The sequence below is a fragment of the Amycolatopsis cynarae genome (assembly GCF_026802195.1).
Classification (GTDB): domain Bacteria; phylum Actinomycetota; class Actinomycetes; order Mycobacteriales; family Pseudonocardiaceae; genus Amycolatopsis_E; species Amycolatopsis_E rhizosphaerae.
Map to the genome: position 1 here is coordinate 1208617 of NZ_CP113836.1, position 20078 is coordinate 1228694.

Sequence of the window (20078 nt, forward strand, 5' to 3'; positions counted from 1 at the left end):
GGCTTACTCCACGTGCTTTCGGTCAGGGGCGGTGCGGCGGGCGGTGCGGGGGCTGGTGGGGCGGCTGGTGGGGTGGTTGATGCGGTGGCTGGTGCGGCCCCGGCGAGGGTGGCTGGGGCGGTTGGGACGGACGTGAAGGGCCACCCGTCGGCGCCGGCTGCGGAGGCTGCGGAGGTTGTCCGCCGGACGCCGGGGTTCCGCGGCCCCCGTCGGCGGGCCTGCCACTGCTGCCGGAAGGCCCGTTGTCCTCGCGCCTGCCGAGGTCGCCGGTGGCTTGGCCACCGTTGTGGCCCGAATGCCCGCCGTTTTCGCCGGAACGGCCGCCATTCCCGCCGTTCCCGCTGGAGCGGCCGGTGCGGCCGCCGTCCTCGTTTTCGCCGGAGTGCCCGCCGTGCTCGCCGGAGTGCCCGCCGTTTTCGCCGGAACGGCCTCCGTGTTCGCCGCCGTTCTCCCCGGAGTGCCCGCCGTGTTCGCCGCCGTTCTCGCCGGAATGGCCGCCGTGCTCGTCCTCGCCGCCCTCGTGGCCGTGGCTGCCGATGTCCTTGGCCGTGCTGCGGATGTCCTTCGCGTCGCTGGCGATGTCCTTGGCGTCGCTGGAGATGCTCTTGGCGTCGCCCGCGATGTTCTTGCCGATGTCGACCAGGTCGCCGAGGCTGCCCACGTCCTTGATCTTGGCCAGCTGCGAGCCGATGTCCTGAATGGACTGCCACATCGACTGTACCTTCGAGATGATGTCCTTGATCATCTCGATGATGCTGAAGATCTGGTTGGCGATGTCGATCGCGTCGATGATCGTGGTGGCCTCGGCCGCCCAGCCCGCCACCGGGATCAGTGCCTTCGCCCCGATCTCGATCAGCTTGTCGATCAGCTTCTTGAGCAGTTTCAGCGCTTCCCGCGCCAGCGACTCGGAGCCGTCGGCGACCGCGTTGAAGCCCTTGGCGATCAGCTTCGCGATCTGCCCCTCGACCAGGAGGCCTGCCTTCCAGCCGATGTCCACGTAGGCCTTGTGGGCGAGTGAGGACGGGCCCTTCCAGTTCGCGGTGGCGATCTTCGCGTTCCCCGACATGGTGGTGGAGAACTGCTTCATCGCGTCGCCGATGGTGTCCCAGGCGGCGGCGTTCTGGCGCATCTTGCTGAAGTCGCCGGTGAGCGGCTTGATCACCACGTCGACCAGGCTCTTCCCCGCGATGTGCTGGAAGACCCAGTCGACGGCCATCACCTCGAAGCCGGCGTTCTCCACCAGCTGCTTGACGTCGGCACCGTCGCCGGGCTCCGGAGGCTGGAGGACGTCGGTGATCTCCGAGCCGTCGGAGAACTGGCCGCTCGGCTCGGTCGGCTGGAACCCGCCATCGCCGGAACCACCGTCACCGGAGCCGCTGTCGCCCTCGCCGCCGCCTTCACCGCCGCCGTCCTCGCCGGAGCCGTTCGGGTCTCCGCCGGAGGCGCCGGTGCGGCCTTCGCCGCCGTTGCCGCCTTCGCCGCCGCCTTCACCACCGTGGCCGTTCTCGCCGCGGCCGCCGTTCCCGTTGTCGTCGCCGTTCTCGCCGTGGCCGTTGCCGCGGCCACCGTCGTCGGTGGTGGAGGACGGAGTCGTCGAACCGTTGTCACTCGGGTGCTGATGGCCCGGCTCCTGGCTTCCGGGGTGCTGGTGGCCTGGCTCCTGGTTGCCCGGTTGACCAGGCTGTCCCGGCTGACCAGGCTGACCCGGCTGACCCGGCTGGTGGCCGGGTTGACCCGGCTGGTGGCCCGGTTGCTGGTTACCCGGCTGGCCGGGCTGTTGCCCGGGGCGCTGTTGACCGGGTTGCTGGTTGCCCGGCTGGCCCGGTTGCTGCCCGGGGCGCTGCTGGCCGGGTTGCTGCGGTCCGGGCTGTTGCCCAGGGCGCTGCTGACCGGGTTGCTGGTTGCCCGGCTGGCCCGGTTGCTGCCCGGGCCGCTGCTGGCCGGGTTGCTGCGGCGGATAGTTCGGCCGCGGCGGGTATGACGGCCGCGGCGGGTAGTTCGGCTGCGGCGGGTACGTCGGCTGTTGCTGGGGCGGATAGTTCGGCCGCGGTGGGTACGACGGCCGCGGCGGGTAGCTCGGAGCCTGCGGCATCGTCGGGTGCGACGGTGTGTTGTGGGGTGTGTTGTGGGGTGTGTTGTGGGGTGTGTTGTGCGGCTGGTGAGGCCGGTTCGATGCCATGGGTGGAATCCGTTCGCGGGAGAGCTGCGATTAGGTGAGGGCGGGGGTCTTGGCGTCCTGCAGTTCCCCGAGCAGATCCTCGAGCATTTTCGAGGCGTTCTCGTCCATCTGCTGGTAGGCCTCCGCGACCTTGTGCACACCGTCGACAAGGGACGCGAGGCGCTGCCTGCCGAACTTGAGGGTGTCGCCGTAGAGCGAGCCGATCATGTCGATCACCGGGTGCAGGATCATGAACAGGCCGGTGAAACCCGACTTGTCGCAGCCGTAGGTGTGCATGTACTCGTTGATCGCGTCGATCGCCGAGTTGAGCCCTTCCAGGACCTTCGCGTATTCGTCGAGTGAGTCCGGATCGACGTGGAAGTCCACGTGCAGCCCCCCAAAGAAGTGTCACGTCCGATATGCGGACGAAGAATAGGACACGTGTGGATCATCCCGTCGCGGTTTCCCGAGAAAACCGGAAAGATCCACTTGTGTCCGGATCGTCTACTTTCGACGGATTGGGGCGATCACCAGTTCGCCGCCGCAGGTGGTCAGAATCTCGGCGCTGGCACCGTAATGCCGCTGCAGCAATGGTCCGGTCAGGACGTTCGCCGGTGCTCCCGCCGCGACCACCTCACCGTCGGCGAGCAGCAGGATCTCGTCGGCGTACTGCGCGGCGAAGGTCAGATCGTGCAGTGTGGACACCACGGTGGTGCCGTCCTCCCGGCGCAACCGGTCGATGAGCTCGAGCATCGCCTGTGCGTGCCCGATGTCCAGGCCGGTGGTCGGTTCGTCGAGCAGGAGCAGCCCCGCGCGCTGGGCCAGTACGCGGGCGAGCACCGCCCGCTGCCGTTCGCCGCCGGAGAGCGTGCCGAGCCTTCGCCCGGCGAGCCCGGCCAGATCGAGCCGGTGCAACACCTCATCCACAATGGACAAGTCAGCGGCGCCCTCGCGGGCGAGCGGGCCGAGGTGCGGAGTGCGGCCGAGGAGCGCGTAGTCGGTGACCGTGATCCCGTCCGGCAGAACGGGATCCTGCGGGGCGAAGGCGATCAGCCTGGCCTTTTCCCGCGCGGAAAGGGTGCGCAGGGCGCGGCCGCCGGCGAGGACCTCGCCGTCGGCGGGCAGCAGGCCCGCCATCGTGTTGAGCAGGGTGGACTTACCGGCGCCGTTCGGCCCGACGATGGCCAGCCAGCCCCCGCTCGGCACCTCTACCGTCACCTCGCGCAGCACGGTCCGTTCGCCGTACCCGGAACGCACGTTTCGGAGCCGTAGGCCGGTCACGACACCTTCTCCCGGGAGGAGCGGAGCACGGCGACGAAGAACGGGGCGCCGGCGAAGGCCGTCACCACCCCCAGGGGGAGTTCCCCCGGCATGACCGTGCGCGCCACCTGGTCCGCCGCGATCAGGAAGGCCGCCCCGCCCAGCAGGGACAGGGGCAGCACGACCCGGTAGCTGCCGCCCGCCAGCAGGCGCACCACGTGCGGCACCACGATCCCGACGAACCCGATCAGCCCGCTGACCGAGACCGCCGCGGCGGTCGCCAGTGAGGCGGCCGCCAGCAGCAGCAACCGCACGCGCGCGGGGTGCAGCCCGAGCGACGCGGCTTCGGCGTCGCCCAGCGAAAGCACGTCCAGCAGCCGCCCGGACAGGCACAACACCACGGCGGCGAGGCCGATGTATGGTGCGGCGACCAGCACCTCGTGCCAGCCGGTCACGTTCAGCCCGCCGAGCATCCACGTGTAGACCTGGCGAATCGTCTCGGTCCTCAGCTGCTGCACGAAGGTCTGCACGGCGGACAGGAACGAGCCCACGGCCACCCCGGCGAGCAGCAGCGTCCCGGTCCCGGGGCGGCCGCCGCCCGTCCGGCCCAGCAGCCAGCTCAGCCCGACCCCGCCGATCGCGCCGAGGAAGGCGGCGGGCGGCACCCAGGCCCCGGCGTTCGGGGTGAGCACCACCACCAGGGTCGCCGCCATCCCCGCGCCCGCGGCGGCGCCCAGCAGGTACGGATCGGCGAGCGGGTTGCGGAACACCCCCTGGAAAGTCGCGCCGGACATCGCCAGCGCGGCCCCGACCAGCCCGGCGAGCAGGACCCTCGGCACCCGCAGCTGCCAGACGATCGCGGCTTCGCGGGCCGACAGCGGGGACTGCCCGCCCGTGACCTGCGCGACGAGCTCGCCGAGCACGCGGCGCCAGCCCAGATCGCCCGCCCCCGCCAGCACCGCGCACAGCAGCACGGCCGCCAGTACGAGCACGGCGATCACCACGGTGCGGGCCCGCAGGCGCGTCCGCACCGAGGCACGCCGGGAACGGATCACCGGGTGGCGGCCTGGGACACCGCGGTCGACACGGCGCGCACGAGTTCGACGATCCGCGGGCTCCAGCGGGAGGCGATGTCGTCGTCGAGCGTGAACACGCGGCCGTGCTGGACGGCGCTGAGCGTGTTCCAGCCGGGACGCGCCGCGACGGACTGCGCGTTCTGGCCGCAGCACTTGCTGTCCGCGAGGAAGACGAGATCCGGATCGGACTGGAGGATGCGTTCCGGCGACAGTTGCGGATAGCCGCCGGAGGCCGACGGATCGGTGCCGTCGGCGATGTTCGTCAGGCCGAACCGCTGCAGGATCTGGCCGAGGAAGGTGGCCGAGGTCGCGCTGTAGTAGGTCTGGTCGAGTTCGTAGTAGTAGCTCAGCGGTTTGGCGGGCTTCGGCGTACTCGCGATGATCCCGTCGACGTCCGCCCGCACCTGCCGGGAAAGGCTCTCGCCCTCCGCGCGGTGCCCGGTCGCCGTGCCGAGGTCGGCGAATTCCCGGTAGGCGTCGTCCAGGGTTTTGGCGTCGGGCATCACCAGGGTCTGCGCACCGATCTTCGCCAGTGCCGAGGAAAGCCCGTTGGTGTCGGCCGACACGACGACCAGGTCCGGGTGGTAGGCGGCGATGGCCTCCGGGTCCGGGCTCAGCGCGGCCAGCTTCGTGTGCGGGGCCTGTGCCGGGTAGTCCGAGGTCGAGTCGACCGCGACGACCTGCTTGCCCGCGCCGACCGCGAACAGCGTTTCGGTCGCCGACGGGGACAGGGACACGATCCGGGTGGGCTGCCGCTGGATGGTGAGGGAACCGATGGTGACCGGGAAGACCGCTTCCGTGTCCGGCGGGGCGGAGGAGTCGTGTTCCTGGGGGCGCGTGGCGCACCCGGCCAGCGTCAGCAATACCAGCAGCAGCGGCAGAAACCTGCGCGTCATACGAACCTCGGGGATGTTCGCCCGGCTCCGGTGCGCCTGCCACGCCGTGCCGTCCCCGGTCACGCCGCACCTCTGCGCCGGAGGCGGAATGGCGTCGACGCGGGGGCAGGCGACCTGGCTCGGCTTCGAACACCGTTCTCGTGTGTGTCCAAAGCCATCACAGTTGCGGCACAGCACCGGGTTCGCACCGGTTTCGCTGACCTCGCGTCGCTGGCCAACAGGCCGCTGACCAGCGTGAGGAACGCTACCACCGCCGACCCTGGTCCCGGGGCGGAAGGTTCACGTAGCCTTGAAAAGGTTAGCCGGGAGCTACACTGGGCTCGAGCTCCAACCGGTTTGAGCCCATCAGGAACGAAGTCGTTCGTCGCAGCCAGATCGTTACCGTTCGGATGAAAATCCACACTGCGAGAGGGTGCCCTCGTGTTTCCTGGGTGTTAAGGTCGCGCTAATCAGCGGGCCATCGTCGTCCCGAGCACAGCAAACCGGGGGAACTTTCCGAACTGAGCACGACGACGACGAAGGAGGTCCCCGCATGATCTTCTCCGCCAACCCTGGCAGGCAGGGTCTGTACGACCCCAGCACCGAACAGGACTCCTGCGGTGTTGCCATGGTGGCCGATATCCGCGGGCGACGCACACACGGCATCATCACCGACGGGCTGACGGCGCTCACCAACCTCGACCACCGCGGGGCCGCCGGCGCCGAGCCCACCTCCGGCGACGGTGCCGGCATCCTTCTCCAGCTTCCCGACGAGTTCCTGCGCGCGGTCACCGGGTTCCCGCTGCCGGAACCGGACGCGCACGGTCACCACCGGTACGCCGCCGGTATCGCCTTTCTGCCTGCCGAAACCGAGCGGCGCACCAAGGCCGTCGCCCTCATCGAGCGGCTCGCCGAGGAAGAAGACCTCGACATCCTGGGCTGGCGCGAACTGCCCACCGACGCCGACGGGGCCGACATCGGCCCGACGGCGCGGTCGGTGATGCCGCACTTCGTCATGCTCTTCGTGGCGGGCAAGGCGAACGCCGACGGTGTCCGTCCCGCCGGGATCGACCTCGACCGGCTGACCTTCTGCCTCCGCAAGCGGGTCGAGCGCGACAGCGTGTCCGCCGAATGCGGCACCTACTTCCCGTCGCTGTCCGCCCGCACCCTCGTCTACAAGGGCATGGTCACGCCCGAGCAGTTGCCCGCCTTCTTCCCCGACCTGCGGGACGAGCGGCTGACCAGCGCCATCGCCCTGGTGCACAGCCGGTTCTCCACGAACACCTTCCCGTCGTGGCCGCTGGCACACCCGTTCCGCTACGTGGCGCACAACGGTGAGATCAACACCGTGCGCGGCAACCGCAACCGCATGCGCGCCCGCGAGGCGCTGCTCGCTTCCGACCTCATCCCCGGCGACCTGACCAGGCTCTACCCGGTGTGCTCGGCCGACGCCTCCGACTCGGCCTCCTTCGACGAAGTGCTCGAACTGCTGCACCTCGGCGGCCGCAGCCTGCCGCACGCGGTGCTGATGATGATTCCGGAGGCGTGGGAGAACCACGCCACGATGGATCACGAGCGCCGGGCCTTCTACCAGTTCCACGCCAACCTGATGGAGCCGTGGGACGGTCCCGCCTGCGTGACCTTCACCGACGGCGCCCTCGTCGGCGCGGTGCTCGACCGCAACGGCCTGCGCCCCGCGCGCTGGTGGCGCACCGCGGACGACCGCGTCGTGCTGGCCAGTGAGGCCGGCGTGCTCGACGTCCCGCCGGAGAACGTGGTCGCCAAGGGGCGGCTCAAGCCGGGCCGGATGTTCCTGGTGGACACCGAGGCCGGGCGGCTGATCGACGACAACGAGGTCAAGAGCGGCCTGGCCCGCGAATACCCGTACGGCGACTGGGTCCACGCCGGGCTGCTGCAACTGGCCGACCTGGCCGACCGCGACCACGTGACGCAGACCCACGACTCGGTGCTGCGCCGCCAGCTTTCCTTCGGCTACAGCGAAGAAGAGCTGAAGATCCTGCTCGCCCCGATGGCCCTCAAGGCCGCGGAGCCGATCGGGTCGATGGGCACGGACACCCCGCCCGCGGTGCTGTCGAAGCGCTCGCGTCAGCTCTACGACTACTTCAAGCAGGCCTTCGCCCAGGTCACCAACCCTCCGCTGGACGCGATCCGTGAGGAACTGGTCACCTCGATGAGCCGGATCATGGGCCCGGAGGGGAACCTGCTGGAGCCCGGCCCGGCGTCCTGCCGTCACATCGAGCTGCCGTACCCGGTGATCGACAACGACGAGCTGGCCAAGCTCATCCACATCAACGACGACGGGGATCTGCCCGGCTTCGCCTGTACCGTCCTGTCCGGACTGTTCGAAGTGGACGGTGGCGGCAAGGCGCTGGCGGCGGCGATCGAACGCGTGCGCCGCGAGGCGTCCGAGGCGATCGCCGCGGGCGCCCGCACCCTGGTGCTGTCCGACCGCGACTCCGACCACCGGATGGCGCCGATCCCGTCGCTGCTGCTGGTGTCCGCGGTGCACCACCACCTGGTGCGCACCAAGGAACGCCTCCGGGTCGCACTGGTGGTGGAAAGCGGCGATGCGCGCGAGGTGCACCACATCGCGCTGCTGCTCGGCTACGGTGCCGCCGCGGTGAACCCGTACCTGGCCTTCGAAACCATCGAAGACATGATCCACCAGGGCATGCTCACCGGCGTCGAAGCCCGGCAGGCCGTCCGCAACTACGTCAAGGCGCTCGTCAAGGGCGTGCAGAAGATCATGTCGAAGATGGGCATCTCCACGGTGAGTGCCTACACCGCGGCGCAGGTCTTCGAATCCCTCGGCCTGTCACAGGAACTGCTCGACGAGTACTTCACCGGCACCGTGTCCAAACTGGGCGGGGTCGGCCTGGACGTGCTCGCCGAGGAGGTCGCCATGCGGCACCGCCGGGCGTATCCGGACAACCCGACCGACCGGGTGCACCGCAGGCTCGACACCGGTGGCGAGTACGCCTTCCGCCGCGAGGGCGAACTGCACCTGTTCACCCCGGAGACGGTGTTCCTGCTGCAGCACGCCTCCAAGACCCGCAAGGAAGAGGCCTACCGGGCCTACACCGAAGAGGTGCACCGCCTGGCACGCGACGGCGGCCTGCTGCGCGGGATGTTCGAATTCCGCACCGGGGAACGGCAGCCGATTCCCCTCGACGAGGTCGAGTCGGTCGAGTCGATCTGCAGGCGGTTCAACACCGGCGCCATGTCCTACGGGTCGATCTCGGCCGAGGCGCACCAGACGCTGGCGATCGCGATGAACCGCATCGGCGGCCGGTCCAACACCGGTGAGGGCGGCGAGGACCCGGAACGGCTCTACGACCCGGAGCGCCGCAGCGCCATCAAGCAGGTCGCTAGTGGACGGTTCGGGGTGACCAGCGAGTACCTGGTCAACGCCGACGACATCCAGATCAAGATGGCGCAGGGCGCCAAGCCCGGTGAGGGTGGCCAGCTCCCGCCGAACAAGGTGTACCCATGGATCGCGCGCACCCGGCACTCGACGCCGGGGGTGGGGCTGATCTCGCCGCCGCCGCACCACGACATCTACTCCATCGAGGACCTGGCGCAGCTCATCCACGATCTGAAGAACGCCAACGAAAAGGCCCGCATCCACGTGAAGCTGGTCTCCGAACTCGGTGTCGGCACGGTCGCGGCGGGCGTGTCCAAGGCGCACGCGGACGTGGTGCTCATCTCCGGGCACGACGGCGGCACCGGCGCCTCTCCGCTGAACTCGCTCAAGCACGCGGGCACACCGTGGGAGATCGGGCTCGCCGAGACGCAGCAGACCTTGCTGCTCAACGGTTTGCGGGACCGGATCACGGTACAGGTGGACGGTGCGATGAAGACCGGGCGGGACGTGGTGATCGCCGCGCTGCTCGGCGCGGAGGAGTACGGTTTCGCGACCGCCCCGCTGGTCGTGGCGGGCTGCATCATGATGCGGGTCTGCCACCTCGACACCTGCCCGGTGGGCGTGGCCACGCAGAACCCGGATCTGCGCAAGCGTTACACCGGCCAGGCCGAGCACGTGGTGAACTACTTCCGGTTCGTCGCACAGGAAGTGCGGGAACTGCTGGCGCAGCTCGGCTTCCGCACCCTCGACGAGGCGATCGGCCGGGCGGACCTGCTTGACGTCGACGAGGCCGTGGACCACTGGAAGGCGGCCGGGCTCGACCTGAAGCCGATCTTCGAGATGCCCACCGACACCCCGTACGGCGGCGCGCGCCGCAAGGTCCGCGAACAGGACCACGGGCTGGAGCACGCGCTCGACCGCACACTGATCCAGCTGGCCGAGGCCGCACTCGAGGACGCGCACCCGGTACGGCTGGAACTGCCGGTCCGCAACGTGAACCGGACCGTGGGCACCCTGCTCGGCTCGGAGATCACCCGGCGCTACGGCGGTGAGGGCCTGCCCGACGGCACGATCCACGTGCGGCTCACCGGTTCCGCCGGGCAGTCGCTCGGCGCGTTCATGCCGCGCGGGATCACCCTGGAGATGGTCGGCGACGCCAACGACTACGTCGGCAAGGGCCTGTCCGGCGGCCGCATCATCGTGCGCCCGCACCCGGACGCGACCTTCGCGGCGGAACGCCAGGTGATCGGGGGCAACACCATCGCCTACGGCGCCACGTCGGGGGAGATCTTCCTCCGCGGCCAGGTGGGCGAGCGGTTCTGCGTCCGCAACTCCGGCGCCGTCGTGGTCGCCGAAGGGGCGGGGGACCACGCCTTCGAGTACATGACCGGGGGCCGGGCCGTCGTGCTCGGGCCGACCGGGCGCAACCTCGCCGCCGGCATGTCCGGGGGGATCGGCTACGTGCTCGACCTGGATCGCCGCAACGTCAACGGCGAGATGGTCGATCTGGTCCCGCTGGAGCCGGAGGACCTGACCTGGTTGAAGAACATCGTCACCCGTCACCACGAGCTGACCCGCTCGACCGTGGCCGCGTCGCTGCTGGGCGACTGGCCGCGCCGCTCGGCGGCCTTCACCAAGATCATGCCGCGGGACTACGCGCGCGTGCTCGAGGCGATGAAGAAGGCCAAGGCAAGCGGGCGCGACGTGGATGAGGCCGTTATGGAGGTGGCCCGTGGCTGACCCGACGGGCTTCATGAAATTCGAGCGGGAAGAACCGAAGAAGCGGCCCCGTGAGGAGCGCGTCCACGACTGGCGCGAGGTCTACGCCGAGGCGAGCCCCGAGGCGCGCAACAAGAAGGTGCGCGTCCAGGCGACCCGCTGCATGGACTGCGGTATCCCGTTCTGCCACTCCGGGAGTTCGGGCTGCCCGCTGGGCAACCTCATTCCCGAGTGGAACGACCTGGTGCGCCAGGGGCACTGGGCCGCCGCCAGCGACCGGCTCCACGCGACGAACAACTTCCCGGAGTTCACCGGGAAGCTGTGTCCCGCGCCGTGCGAGGCTGGGTGCGTGCTGTCCATCTCGCCCGCCTCGGGCGGTCCGGTCACGATCAAGCAGATCGAGGCCACCATCGCCGAGCAGTCCTGGGAAATGGGCATCGTCGAAGCGCAGGTCGCCGAGGTGTCCTCGGGCCAGCGCGTGGCGGTCGTCGGTTCGGGCCCGGCGGGCCTGGCCGCCGCGCAGCAGCTGACCCGTGCCGGTCACGAGGTGACCGTCTACGAGCGGGACGACCGGCTCGGCGGGCTGCTCCGCTACGGCATCCCCGAGTTCAAGATGGAGAAGAAGCACCTCGACCGGCGTCTCGCGCAGCTGCGCAAGGAAGGCGCCCGGTTCGTCACCGGCTGCGAGGTCGGCGTCGACCTGACCGTGGAGCAGCTCCGCGCCGAGTACGACGCGGTGGTGCTGGCGGTGGGCGCACTGCGCGGCCGTGACGACACCGTCACGCCGGGCCGGGAGCTCGCCGGGATCCACCTGGCGATGGAGCACCTGGTGCAGGCCAACCGGCAGTGCGAGGGTGACGGCCCGCCGGAGATCGACGCGAACGGCAAGCACGTGGTGGTCATCGGCGGCGGCGACACCGGTGCCGACTGCTACGGCACTGCCAGCCGTCAGGGCGCGTTGTCGGTGACGCAGCTCGACCAGTACCCGATGCCGCCCACCACGCGCGACGACGACCGCTCGCCGTGGCCGACCTGGCCGTACATCCTGCGGACCTATCCGGCACACGACGAGGGCGGTGAGCGGCTCTTCGGGGTCGCGGTGAAGCGCTTCGTGGGCGACGACGAGGGGCACGTGCGGGCGATCGAGCTGCAGCACGTGCGGGTTACGCGTGACCGGGAGACCGGGGTGCGGACGGTCGAGCCGGTCGGTGACGAGATCGAGACCATCCCGGCGGATCTGGTGCTGCTGGCGATCGGGTTCGAGGGCGTGGAGCGGATGCGCCTGCTCGACGACCTCGGGCTGTCGCTGACCCAGCGCGGCGCGCTGTCCTGCGGTGCGGACTGGCAGACCGAGGCACCGGGTGTCTTCGTCTGCGGCGACGCGCACCGCGGCGCGTCGCTGGTGGTGTGGGCGATCGCGGAGGGCCGCTCCGTGGCGCACGCGGTCGACACCTACCTCACCGGCAGCTCCGACCTGCCCGCCCCCGTCCACCCGACCGCCCTGCCCCTCGCGGTCGTCTGACGCGACCTGGCTGGTCCCGTGAAGGGCCCCTTCACGGTCGATTCGACCGTGAAGGGGCCCTTCACGGCTTTCCCGGTAGGAGTTGCGCTGTGGTGACGCAGGTACGCAAGACCAAGACGGTGGACAGGATCCTGGCCGCCGCTGCCGAGCTGTTCTACCGGCACGGCCTGCGGGGTGTGGGTATCGAGCAGGTCATCGAGGCGTCCGGAGTGGCGAAGTCGACGCTGTACGTGCACTTCCGGACGAAGGAGGAGCTCGTCGGGGCGTATCTGCGCCAGACGGACGAATCGTGGCGGGGCCGCCTGCGAGCGGCCGCCGAGGCGGCCGGTCCGGAGGCGGCCGATCAGCTGGTCGGGGTCTTCGACGCACTCCTCGACGCGTTCGACCGGCACGGTTTCTTCGGATGCCCGTTCGTCAGCGCCGCGGTGGAGAGCCCGCTGGACTCCGAGGCCCGGGCGATCACTATCGAGCACACCGAGCGGCGGCAGGCCTGGCTCACCGAGCTGAGCGAGAAGGCGGGCGCGGCGGATCCCCGGGCGCTCGCGCGGCAGATCGGCCTGCTGATCGACGGTGCGCTGGCCTCCGGGCGGCTGCTGCAGGACCGTGCCGTCGTGGACGAGGCGAAGTCCGCCGCCCGCCACCTGATCCAAAGCCACCTCACCCCCACCCGCGCCTGACCCGCTCCTCAAGGTGGCCTTGAGGGCGTTTATGACCCTGAAGGCGACCTTCAGGGCACCCCAACCACGCGCACGAGGGTGGAACTCATCTGAGGTGGGCGAATCGCGTGACCTTCCACATAGCCGGGACTTAATCGAACGGACTGTTCTGTTCGATTAAGCGGGGCGGGTCTCCGGCCCTCGGGCATCGAGAGTGGAAGCGAGTGGTGGGCATGCGTGCGATCGTGTTGGAGGAGTTCGGAGCTCCGCTGAAGCTGCGGGAGATCGGGACGCCCGAGCCTGGCCCTGGGCAGGTGCTGGTACGGGTGAAGGCCAGCGGGGTCAACCCGCTGGACGTGAAGATCAAGGCGGGCCGGGCCGCGCACGCCCGTACCGAACTGCCCGCCGTGCCGGGCCTGGACCTGGCCGGTGTCGTCGAGCGCGTCGGCGAGGACGTCACGGGTTTCGCGCCGGGTGACGAGGTCTACGGCCTTACCGGCGGGGTGGGGGCGCTTCAGGGATCACTGGCCGAGGCCGCGGCGGTGGACGCGAGGTTGCTGGCGCGCAAGCCGAAGTCGCTGAGCTTCCGGGAAGCCGCGGCGCTGCCGCTGGTGGCCGTCACCGCCTGGGAAGGGCTGGTGGACCGGGCCGGCGTCGGCGAGGGGCACAAGGTGCTCGTGCACGGGGGTACCGGAGGCATCGGGCACGTCGCCGTCCAGATCGCCCGGGCACGCGGCGCCGAGGTCTTCGCCACCGGCTCCCCGCACAAGCTCGCACGGATCGAGCGGCTCGGCGCGACGGGCATCGACTACGGCACACCGGTCGAGGAGTACGTCGCGAAGTACACCGATGGCGAGGGCTTCGACGTCGTCTACGACACCGTGGGAGGTGCCGTGCTGGACTCGTCCTTCGCCGCTGCGCGCTACTACACCGGCCACGTGGTCAGCGCGCTGGGCTGGGGCACGCATGCGCTGGCCCCGCTGTCGTTCCGGGGCGCCACCTACTCGGGAGTCTTCACGCTCCTGCCGATGCTGACCGGGCGCGGCCGCGAGCACCACGGAGAAATCGTGCGGGAGGTCGCCGCACTGGCCGACCGCGGCGCGCTCAAGCCCTGGGTGGACCCGCACCGGTTCACGCTCGAGACGGTCGCCGACGCCCACGCCCTGCTCGTGAGCGGCAAGGCCGAGGGCAAGATCGTCGTCGACGTGGACTGATCCGGTCCCAGCACGCCCGGGTTGAGCCGAACGGCGGTTTCCTGGATCGTTTCCGTCACCGTACCGTCACTTTCCGTCCGCAATTCGCGACGGAGGGAGGCGGTCATGAAGGGCCTGAAGGCGAGAGTGGGGGTGCTCCTGGCCGCGGTCGCCGTCGCGGCCGGATTCGTGACCCCGTCGGCGGCCTCCGCGGCTCCGCGAGTCGCCGTGCACCTGCAGGGCGGTACGCAGGCCGCCACCGATTTCTGGACTCCGGAGGCGATGCGGGCCGCCACCCCGCTCGACACCGTGCTCACCGCCGCGGGCCAGGTGCTGGCCACGGTCGCCGCGGGCCTGCCCGCGCTCATCCCGGCCGCCTCGTCCACCTCGGGGGCGGCCTGGACCGGCGGCGGCAAGGTCACCCACACCGCGGGCCGGGTCTTCTTCCTGTTCAACGGCGCCAAGGCCTCGTGCAGCGGGGACGCGGTCACCAGCGGCAACCGCAGCGTGGTGATCACCGCCGGCCACTGCGTCAAGTACCAGGGGAGCTGGCACACGAACTGGGTGTTCGTCCCCGGCTACGACAACGGCAACGCGCCGTACGGGGAATGGGCCGCCAAGACCACGATGACCACCCCGCAGTGGGAAGCCAGCGAGGACATCAACTACGACGTGGGCGCGGCGGTGGTGAACCCGCTCGGCGGCCGGTACCTCACGGACGTGGTCGGCGGTCAGGGTATCGCCTTCAACCAGGCGCGCGGCCAGACGATGTACAGCTTCGGCTACCCGGCGGCCTCGCCCTACGACGGCACCAAGCTGATCTACTGTGCCGGTACCGCGTTCACCGACTTCTTGTTCAGCAACGACAACGGGCTCTCCTGCGACATGACCGGCGGCTCCAGCGGCGGGCCGTGGTTCATCGGCTTCGACGAATCCACCGGGACCGGTGTGCAGAACTCGGTGAACAGCTTCGGCTACAACTTCATGCCGGGCTACATGTTCGGGCCGTACTTCGGCTCCGACGCGCAGAACCTGTACAACGCCGCGCAGGCGGGGTAGCGGCCGTCACCCGCCGAGCAGGGCGATGATGCCGTCGGCGGTGTGCTCGTCCAGGGGTGCGTGGCCGACCAGCAAGCGGTACCAGAGCACCCCGAAGGCCACATCGGTGACCAGGTCGACGTCCGTGGTGGCGGGCAGGTCGCCGCGGTCACGGGCCGCGGCGACCAGTGTGCGCAGGGCGGCCCGGCGGATGCCGACGAACCGGCGCAACTCCTCGGCGGGTTCGCCGCCTGCCTGTGCTTCCGCCATCAGCAGGCGCAGTGCCGGGGCCACATCGGGTGCGCTGGCGCCGCGGAAGGTCGTGCTCAGGAAGACGCGGAGGTCGCCGAGTGGGCGGTCGTCCACTGTGGATGGTGGCGGCGCGGTTCGCACGGTCGAACCGGCGCGGTCGGTGAGTGCTTCGGCGATCACCGCGGCTCGCGAGGACCACCATCGGTAGATCGTCCGTTTGCTCACCCCCGCCCGTTCGGCCAGTTTCTGCATGGTGAATCCATCCGGGCCCGCCTCGGTGACGAGGCTGAGGGACGCCGCGAGGATGTCGCGGCGCACCTGCTCGTTCCGCCGTCGGCCGGTGTGTGCACGTCCGTCCACCACCCCATTGTCGCGCCGGGGCCGTGATGCTATTTTGCCGACACGCACCGTTTACACAAATTGGGGATTCCACATGTCGCTCCGTTCCCGGGGCCGGTGGCTGCTGAGCGCGCTCGCCGCCGTCGCCACCGCTGCCGGCCTGGCCGTCGTCCCGGCCGCATCCACCGCCCAGGCCTCGCCGTTGCCCGGTTTCCACGACGGGTACGTCCGCAACGGCGGGATTCCCGTCCACTACGTGATCGGCGGCCACGGGCCGGCGCTGGTCCTGCTGCACGGCTGGCCGGAGACCTGGTACGCCTGGTCGAAGGAGATGCCGCAACTGGCCCGCGACCACACCGTCATCGCCGTCGACCTGCGGGGGCTCGGCGACTCCGGGTCCGCGCCCACCGACCCCGGCAGCTACACGGCGCTGGCGCTCGCTTCCGATGTGCACGAGGTCGCGCGGCAACTGGGGTTCCACTCGATCGACCTGGCCGGGCACGACTGGGGCGGCGCGGTGGCGCTGGCCTACGCCACGGAGTACCGGTCGGAAGTGCGCCGTCTCGCCGTCTTCGAGGCTCCGCCGACCGTCGACTACCTCAACCTGGTGGCCGCCCGGCCGGGGGTGCTGTGGTGGGACTGGTTCATCAACGGCCCCAGCGGTGACGTGGCCGAGCAACTGGTGGCCGGGCGCGAGTACTCCTTCTACACGTCGATCTATCGCGGTTCCCTGGCACCGGAGGCGGTGGATCGCTATGTGGCGGCGTACAGCCGTCCCGGCAGCACCCACGCGGGCTTCGAATACTTCCGTCAGCAGGATTCCGGAGAGGCCGCGGTGCAGCAGCTGGTCGACACCGGGGGCAAGCTGACGATCCCGGTGCTCGCCGCGGGCGGTCAGCACAGCATGGGGGCGATGATCGGCCAGGACATGACGCGGGTCGCCACCGAGGTGACACCCGCAGTGGTGCCCGATGCCGATCACTGGGTGATGGAGGAGAACCCCTCGTTCGTGCTCAACCTGCTGATCGGCTTCTTCCGGCGGTGATCAGGGGGACGCCCGGCCGGTCCCCGGCCGGGCGTCCCCGTGACCGGTCCCGCTCGTGACCCCATATCCTGGGTGTCGTGAACTGGACAGTGGACGTCCCCGTCGACACACTTCCCGAACTGCCCCCGCTGCCGCCCGAACTGCGGCAGCGGCTCGACGACGCGCTGGCCCGCCCGGCGGCGCAGCAACCGGAGTGGCCGGACGCCGACGCCACCCGCCGCGTGCGTGCGGTGCTGGAGAGCGTGCCGCCGATCACGGTCCCGATCGAGATCGACCGGCTGCGCGACAGGCTGGCCATGGTGGCGCGGGGCGAGGCGTTCCTGCTCCAGGGCGGGGACTGCGCGGAGACGTTCGAGTCCAACACCGAGCCGCACATCCGCGCCAACCTGCGCACCCTGCTGCAGATGGCGGTCGTGCTCACCTACGGTGCGAGCCTGCCGGTGGTGAAGGTCGCCCGGATGGCGGGGCAGTACGCCAAGCCCCGGTCGAACGCGACGGACGCGCTGGGCCTGCCGGTGTACCGCGGGGACATCGTGAACTCGCTGACCGCCAAGCCCGAGGTCCGGGTGCCGGACCCGGGCCGGATGATCCGCGCCTACGCGAACGCGGGGGCGGCGATGAACCTGGTCCGCGCGCTCACCGCCTCCGGTATGGCGGATCTGACCAAGGTGCACGACTGGAACAAGGATTTCGTGCGGACCTCGCCCGCCAGCGAACGGTACGAGGCGCTGGCCGCGGAGATCGACCGCGGGCTGCGGTTCATGGCGGCCTGCGGGGTGACGGACACCTCGCTGCACTCCACCGAGATCTTCGCCAGCCACGAGGCGCTGCTGCTCGACTACGAGCGCGCGCTGCTGCGCCTGGACTCCACCGACGCGGCGAACCCGAAGCTGTACAACCTGTCCTCCCACTTCCTGTGGATCGGGGAGCGGACGCGCCAGCTCGACGGCGCGCACATCGCCTTCGCCGAGCTGCTGGCCAACCCGATCGGTGTGAAGATCGGCCCCACCACCACGCCCGAGCAGGCCGCGGAGTACGTGCACCGGCTCGACCCGCGCAACGAACCGGGCCGGTTGACGCTGATTTCGCGGATGGGCAACGGCAAGGTGCGCGACGTGCTGCCGTCGATCGTGGAGAAGGTCGAGTCGACCGGCCACAAGGTGATCTGGCAGTGCGATCCGATGCACGGCAACACCCACGAGTCCTCCACCGGGTACAAGACGCGGCACTTCGACCGGATCATCGACGAGGTGCAGGGCTTCTTCGAGGTGCACCACAAGCTGGGCAGCTACCCCGGCGGCATCCACGTCGAGCTGACCGGCGAGGACGTCACCGAATGCCTCGGCGGGGCGCAGGAGATTTCCGACCTCGACCTGGCGGGCCGCTACGAAACCGCGTGCGACCCGCGCCTGAACACCCAGCAGTCACTCGAACTGGCCTTCCTGGTCGCGGAGATGCTCCGCGGCTGAGAACGGGTCCGTCTGAGGTTCCGCCACCCGCACCGCCACGCAAACACTGCGAAACAGTCCCTCAGCCGAGGGGGATTTCGGTGATGGTGCGCCAGGGGCCGTGCTCGTCCGCTCCGGCGACGAGGCGGATCCGGTCGATGCGGGCGCGGATCGGCAGCGCACCGGCGATCCCGGCCGCGGCCCGGCGCTTGCCGACGAGGTCGCCGGTGCGGCGGTCGGCCACGGTCAGGTGCGGCACGGTGTCCGGGTGCTCCCCGGCATAGGGCAGGTGCCCGGGAAAGCGCTCGCAGACCGCCTTGGTCAGGGTGCGGAAATGCTCGTCGGGATCGGGTTCGAGCCACATCACCTCGTCGCCGAACCACCGGACGCGGGCGAAAGCGCACTCGAAAGCGCTGATCCCGGCCACCGCTTCGGCCACCTCGGCGACCACGGCCGCGGTGATCCGGCTGGGGTGCACGAACGGGTACAGCACGGTGACGTGCGCGGGCACGAGCGAGGGGCCAGTGCGGTTCAGGGCGCGCTGGTGGGTGGTCACCAGCGGTTCGGTCTCGGGCACGGGAACGATGATCGCGCTTCGGGTGGCGTCGCGAAGCCAGGGCGGGACCGGCATGGCTCAATCATGACCTACGCCGGGCCTGATCGTCAGAGCGACTGCTCGTACAGGGCGGCCGCGGATTTCACCACCGCATCCCGCAACGAGCCGGTGTCGGTGACCGCGGCGCCGTTCGCCTGGAGTCCGATGTGGACGGAGTCGTGGTAGACGGCGGCGGCGATGCCCAGCGCGTTCCGTGGTGCGAGCGGGACCAGCGGATACACCTCGCGCAGCGGGGAACCGTCGAGGGTGAGCGGGAGCTTGGGCAGCGGCACGTTGGTGATCACGGTGTCGAACAGCAGTCCGGCGGCGTGCCCGGCGAAACGGGTGGCGAGCCGGTGCACCTGCGGCGGGATGCGTCCGGCCAGCACCGGCACCGCGCCGGCTCCGGCGAGCGGTCCCGCGGCCTTGTGGCGGTTCATCGCCGCGCGCACCTCGCGCAGGCGTTGCACGGGGTCTTCGAGGTGGACGGGAAGCTCGCACAGGTAAGCGGAAAGCTGGTTGGCTCCCGAACCGCCGTCACGGACCCGGGTGCTGACGGGGATCAGTGCCCGCAGCGGCCGGCTGTCCACTCGGCGGCCCTGGTTCGCCATCCACTCGCGCAGGGCGCCCGCGAGCACGGCCAGGATCACGTCGTTCGCGGTGCCGCCGTGGGCCCGGCGGACCTGGCGTATGTCCCCGAGGTCGAGCCGGACGAAGCTCAGGCGCCGGCTCGGGGAGGCCGGGGCGGCCAGCGGCGAGACCGGGAACGGTCTGGCCGCGCGAAGGATCGCCGAGGCGATGACGGCGTTCTCACCCGCTTCGCTGATCACCCCCTTGATCAGGTCGAACGGGTTGCGAGAGCGGGGCGCGGCCGGAGACGGGCTCGGCCTGGGAATCGCCCTGGCGCCGGGCAGTTCGTCGAGCAGGCCCACCGCGACCGCGAAAGCGCCGGCCCCGTCGGTGAACGCGTGGTGCAGTTTGAGCAGCAGGGCGAACCTGCCGTCCGGCAGTCCCGTGACCACCCTCAGTTCCCACAGCGGGCGGTCCAGATCGAGTGGTTCCTCGATCCACTCGGCCGCGTAGGAGGCGAGCGGGTCCTCCTCGTAGAACTCGCCGAGGCGGTGGACCCGGATGTGCGCCCCCGGATCGAAGTCCGGGTCCTCGGTCCAGGCCGCGCCACCGGGTGGGAGCAGTGTGGGGGTCACACGCTGGCGCAACCGCGGAATCTTCGCGGCGCGCTCGGCGAGCAGGGTGGCGAGCCGGGCCGGGTCCACCGGGTCCGCCAGCGCCTCCGGCTGGAAGACCACGACGGCCCCCATGTGCATGGGGCTGGTTTCTCCTTCGAGGCAGAGGAATGCGACATCGAGCCCGCTGAGTTGGTGCCCGGCCATGGCCGACCTTTCTCTGGTCATGTCAGGAATGCAGGTCGCTACTACTGCAGCTTGGGGACATGACGAAAGCGTAGTCGCTGTGTTTCCGGCGCGCTAACAGAAGCTCTCTTCACTCTAACGGTGGAA

The 20078-nt window shown here is 70.2% G+C and carries 16 protein-coding genes and 1 riboswitch; of the genes, 8 read left to right on the forward strand and 8 right to left on the reverse strand.

Features of this window, described 5'->3' with window-relative positions; translation table 11 throughout:
• Positions 1–22 precede the first annotated feature (22 nt).
• A complete protein-coding gene (locus ORV05_RS05980) occupies positions 23–1240 on the reverse strand; it encodes a hypothetical protein (protein ID WP_268757443.1) in 1218 nt (405 codons plus the stop codon).
• Between ORV05_RS05980 and ORV05_RS05985 the strand changes: the two genes are divergently transcribed.
• Positions 1190–1981 (forward strand): hypothetical protein, encoded by a 792-nt coding sequence (locus tag ORV05_RS05985; RefSeq protein ID WP_268757444.1) that lies wholly within the window; start codon positions 1190–1192, stop codon positions 1979–1981. The genes ORV05_RS05980 and ORV05_RS05985 overlap by 51 nt on opposite strands.
• A gap of 228 nt (positions 1982–2209) precedes the next feature.
• Here ORV05_RS05985 and ORV05_RS05990 read toward each other — a convergent pair whose 3' ends face one another.
• The 4 genes from ORV05_RS05990 to ORV05_RS06005 form a co-directional block, all read right to left on the reverse strand.
• On the reverse strand, positions 2210–2545 hold the full coding sequence (locus ORV05_RS05990; protein ID WP_268757445.1) for a hypothetical protein: 336 nt from the start codon (positions 2543–2545) through the stop codon (positions 2210–2212).
• Between the two features lie 117 nt (positions 2546–2662).
• Entirely contained in the window at positions 2663–3439 is a 777-nt protein-coding gene (locus ORV05_RS05995) for an ABC transporter ATP-binding protein (protein WP_268757446.1), read from the reverse strand.
• Entirely contained in the window at positions 3436–4449 is a 1014-nt protein-coding gene (locus ORV05_RS06000) for a FecCD family ABC transporter permease (RefSeq protein WP_326938121.1), read from the reverse strand. Before ORV05_RS06000 ends, ORV05_RS05995 begins: the two co-directional genes overlap by 4 nt.
• Positions 4450–4469: 20 nt before the next feature.
• Positions 4470–5390 (reverse strand): ABC transporter substrate-binding protein, encoded by a 921-nt coding sequence (locus ORV05_RS06005; RefSeq protein ID WP_268757448.1) that lies wholly within the window; start codon positions 5388–5390, stop codon positions 4470–4472.
• A gap of 87 nt (positions 5391–5477) precedes the next feature.
• Positions 5478–5639: riboswitch (cobalamin riboswitch) on the reverse strand.
• A gap of 283 nt (positions 5640–5922) precedes the next feature.
• On the opposite strand from ORV05_RS06005, the gene gltB reads away from it, so the two are divergent.
• The 5 genes from gltB to ORV05_RS06030 all read left to right on the forward strand — a co-directional run bounded on the left by gltB (position 5923) and on the right by ORV05_RS06030 (position 14903).
• Positions 5923–10494 (forward strand): glutamate synthase large subunit, encoded by a 4572-nt coding sequence (gene gltB / locus ORV05_RS06010; protein WP_268757449.1) that lies wholly within the window; start codon positions 5923–5925, stop codon positions 10492–10494.
• Positions 10487–11995 carry a glutamate synthase subunit beta gene (locus ORV05_RS06015; RefSeq protein WP_268757450.1) on the forward strand — a complete coding sequence of 503 codons (1509 nt, stop codon included), beginning with the start codon at positions 10487–10489 and terminating at the stop codon, positions 11993–11995. The genes gltB and ORV05_RS06015 overlap by 8 nt, the downstream gene beginning before the upstream one ends.
• 89 nt (positions 11996–12084) lie before the next feature.
• Positions 12085–12672: a TetR/AcrR family transcriptional regulator gene (locus ORV05_RS06020; protein ID WP_268757451.1), complete on the forward strand. Its 588-nt coding sequence runs from the start codon at positions 12085–12087 to the stop codon at positions 12670–12672.
• A 212-nt stretch (positions 12673–12884) separates the two neighbouring features.
• Positions 12885–13865, forward strand: a complete 981-nt coding sequence (locus tag ORV05_RS06025; protein ID WP_268757452.1) for a zinc-dependent alcohol dehydrogenase family protein — start codon at positions 12885–12887, stop codon at positions 13863–13865.
• 105 nt (positions 13866–13970) lie between these two features.
• A complete protein-coding gene (locus tag ORV05_RS06030; RefSeq protein WP_268757453.1) occupies positions 13971–14903 on the forward strand; it encodes a trypsin-like serine peptidase in 933 nt (310 codons plus the stop codon).
• 6 nt (positions 14904–14909) lie between these two features.
• Here ORV05_RS06030 and ORV05_RS06035 read toward each other — a convergent pair whose 3' ends face one another.
• On the reverse strand, positions 14910–15494 hold the full coding sequence (locus tag ORV05_RS06035) for a TetR/AcrR family transcriptional regulator (RefSeq protein ID WP_268757454.1): 585 nt from the start codon (positions 15492–15494) through the stop codon (positions 14910–14912).
• A 73-nt stretch (positions 15495–15567) separates the two neighbouring features.
• Here ORV05_RS06035 and ORV05_RS06040 point away from each other — a divergent pair, with 73 nt between their 5' ends.
• Complete coding sequence (locus ORV05_RS06040; protein ID WP_268757455.1) at positions 15568–16518, forward strand: alpha/beta fold hydrolase; 951 nt, start codon at positions 15568–15570, stop codon at positions 16516–16518.
• Between the two features lie 77 nt (positions 16519–16595).
• Positions 16596–17987, forward strand: a complete 1392-nt coding sequence (locus ORV05_RS06045; RefSeq protein ID WP_268757456.1) for a class II 3-deoxy-7-phosphoheptulonate synthase — start codon at positions 16596–16598, stop codon at positions 17985–17987.
• Positions 17988–18048: 61 nt separating this feature from the next.
• Here the strand turns inward: ORV05_RS06045 and ORV05_RS06050 are convergent, their stop codons facing one another.
• Together ORV05_RS06050 and ORV05_RS06055 are read right to left on the reverse strand one after the other, a co-directional pair.
• Positions 18049–18597 carry a 2'-5' RNA ligase family protein gene (locus ORV05_RS06050; RefSeq protein WP_268757457.1) on the reverse strand — a complete coding sequence of 183 codons (549 nt, stop codon included), beginning with the start codon at positions 18595–18597 and terminating at the stop codon, positions 18049–18051.
• Between the two features lie 32 nt (positions 18598–18629).
• On the reverse strand, positions 18630–19880 hold the full coding sequence (locus ORV05_RS06055) for a wax ester/triacylglycerol synthase family O-acyltransferase (RefSeq protein WP_268759714.1): 1251 nt from the start codon (positions 19878–19880) through the stop codon (positions 18630–18632).
• Positions 19881–20078 lie beyond the last annotated feature (198 nt).